Source organism: Microcoleus sp., from assembly GCF_049646505.1.
Classification (GTDB): Bacteria; Cyanobacteriota; Cyanobacteriia; order Cyanobacteriales; family Microcoleaceae; genus Microcoleus.
The window spans coordinates 1-2,554 of the sequence record NZ_JBARVX010000578.1; the positions used below are offsets into that span (position 1 = coordinate 1).

Sequence of the window (2,554 nt, forward strand, 5' to 3'; positions counted from 1 at the left end):
ACCAATAACCAATAACCAATAACCAATAACCAATAACCAATAACCAATAACCAATAACCAATAACCAATAACCAATAACCAATAACCAATAACCAATAACCAATAACCAATGACTAATGACAAAAAACACCGCTCCTCAAAACAGGAGAACGGTGCATAGGGGGTGTTATGGGTTGTTGTCTGGGATTAACCCTAACAAATCGCGATCGGCAGCAGGTAGGCCTTGTGATGGTTAAAAAATTGGCACAAAGCCGTACCCCAGTCTGGCTCGCGATCGACTGTTACCGTTAGCCCAACCATTCCACCACAGCATCTTCCTTGGTATTGCCGCGCCTTTCTGGAGTTTCGCGGTTGAATTTCATGTGGATGGCGCGGTTTTGTTCGCCGTCTGCTGCTACTGCAAAAATCGGATAGTCGATTAAGCCGTCTTGGAAAGACATCTGGAACCGGAAAGTGCCGTCAGCATTGAGTTTAATCGGCTGTCCGCCTACGTAAACTTTAGCGTCCGGTTCGGTGGCACCGTAGACGATCAGTTCTGCGTCAGCAACTAACCAGAACTGGCGGGGGCGCATCGGGGCGGCGAAGCCGGCTCCCGACATACCGACACCTGACATCCCCATACCGGACATGGTGAGCCCGGACATACCGACACCGGACATCCCCATACCGGACATCGTGAGCCCGGACATCCCCATACCCGACATACCGACACCGGACATACCCGCACCGGACATGGTGAGCCCGGACATGGCGGGGGCTGCCCACATTCCGACGCCGGATGGGAACACGTAGGAACTCAAAGCTTGTTCGTGGATGCCTGATTGCTGGACTGAACCGGCGACGTGCTGCATGGAACCAAAGATCGAACCCGCTACGCGCATCGATTCGGACGATTCTGCCATGCCGAATATTTGTTTGTACAGACCGTTATCGTTGCTGTAACCGACGCTGGCGTTGTTGGCTGCTTGTGCGATTTTTTTGGCAGGCGGAACCAGTTCGGCGAAGGTTTTACCGGACAAGTCTTCTTCCCAGTCGAGGGTGATGAATTGGTCTTCTATCCAGTCGCTGGGATAGATTGGGGGAACGCGGACTTCGGCCGATCGCGCTAAGATCAGCCAGCGGCCGTCTGCACAGCGGTAGCCGATGTCGATCGCATAATCGCGATCGCTCACGGGGATCGGTACGTACCATTCCCGCGCCAGTTCGTCGCAGGGATATTCTTGAATGCTGTGCGGGCTTTGGATTTCGAGGTTAACATCTGTCACGTCGTAGATCCGCAGGGCGAGTTGCTGTCCGCCTTGGCGGCGCAATTCTTGTTTGCGATCGTTCGAGATATCCCAGTAGGTGTAAGCCCATTCTGGATCGCGCGGCATCAAAACCACCCGGCTTTCGCCGTAGCCGTTGGGCAAATCTGGTAAACCTTCATCCACAGACGACAAGGAACCGCCTGTTCTGTCTTCTTGACCGAGTTCAAACTTTGCTGCTTCCACTGCTTCTTGTGCCTCTAGTTTGCGAGATGGGCTGTATGAAAATTTGTTGCGCTGAATTTCTTGAATTGATGCCAGGAGTTGCGATTTCCGCATCCGGCTGTAGCGAGACACTCCACATTCGCTAGCGACTCTGCGGAGTTGTCGCAAAGTCATCTCTTCTAATGGTGGGCGTTCTTTTGCCATGAGTTTGTTCTCCTCTAATTTGCGATTGCGGGTTAGATTTTTTGTTTCAACACTTGAATAATGTGTTGATTTTTTGAGTTAGAAACTCTTTATAAGTGCAAGTTTTATCGAGCTTCCTCATCTCTCCAACCTTTGAAGCCTTGCTTGTGTTTAGCTTGTCTTGTCCCAAATTGCGATCGGGATTTGTGACTTTTTGGCTTCCGCGCGCACCGTCGGATCTAAATAAAGCTTTTATCTGTCGATTCTTGATTGACAAGATCGATTTTGCGAGGGCGATCGGTGCTGCTAGCAACGCTGTGCTGCCAGCACGCGCGCTATTTGACTCCCATAGCTGCTCAATTGAAGCATTTCTTTGGGATCGCTTTGTCATGACTCAATGTTGCAGACAATTCGCGATCGGGTCAAGGGGTCTTTTGCCTCAATCGTGGGTACTTATACGCATTTTCGTGATTTCGGGGATCAATATGTCAGGAAATTTTGACATACGGGAGGTTTGGGGGCTCGGTGTTGGCGCGAATGTCAGAATTTGATGACAATTGGCGATGGGGGGCTTTTGAGGGGTTTGGAGGGTGGGTGGATGGGGCGATCGTTTAGAATATCTATGTCTTTAGGAATGCGATCGCACTTCCAGCCAACTATTCTCCCGATGTTTCCCTCTCCATCACTTCCTGTCACACAGGGATTAAATTTTTGTGGTCGCGATTCTACTATATGCTACTATATAGTATAGTAGCATAGTTAAATCAAAGATAGAAGATACAATGTCTATAAAATTAAAAGAAAAAGAACTCGTGGGTGGAAAACGCAAGCGGGAGTTGATAGCGGTATACATCCCCAAAGAAAAGAAAGTCGCTTTAGAGGCGTGGGCAGCCTCAGAAGAG

General features: G+C 49.8%; 3 protein-coding genes. 2 read left to right on the forward strand and 1 reads right to left on the reverse strand.

Annotated elements, in window-relative coordinates; genetic code table 11:
- Positions 1 to 287 precede the first annotated feature (287 nt).
- Positions 288 to 1,673 carry a DUF4912 domain-containing protein gene (locus WBA89_RS27170; protein WP_424410756.1) on the reverse strand — a complete coding sequence of 462 codons (1,386 nt, stop codon included), beginning with the start codon at positions 1,671 to 1,673 and terminating at the stop codon, positions 288 to 290.
- 249 nt (positions 1,674 to 1,922) lie between these two features.
- Between WBA89_RS27170 and WBA89_RS27175 the strand changes: the two genes are divergently transcribed.
- On the forward strand, positions 1,923 to 2,045 hold the full coding sequence (locus tag WBA89_RS27175; RefSeq protein ID WP_424410757.1) for a hypothetical protein: 123 nt from the start codon (positions 1,923 to 1,925) through the stop codon (positions 2,043 to 2,045).
- A gap of 157 nt (positions 2,046 to 2,202) precedes the next feature.
- Positions 2,203 to 2,403 carry a hypothetical protein gene (locus WBA89_RS27180; protein ID WP_424410758.1) on the forward strand — a complete coding sequence of 67 codons (201 nt, stop codon included), beginning with the start codon at positions 2,203 to 2,205 and terminating at the stop codon, positions 2,401 to 2,403.
- The last annotated feature ends 151 nt before the right edge of the window (positions 2,404 to 2,554 follow it).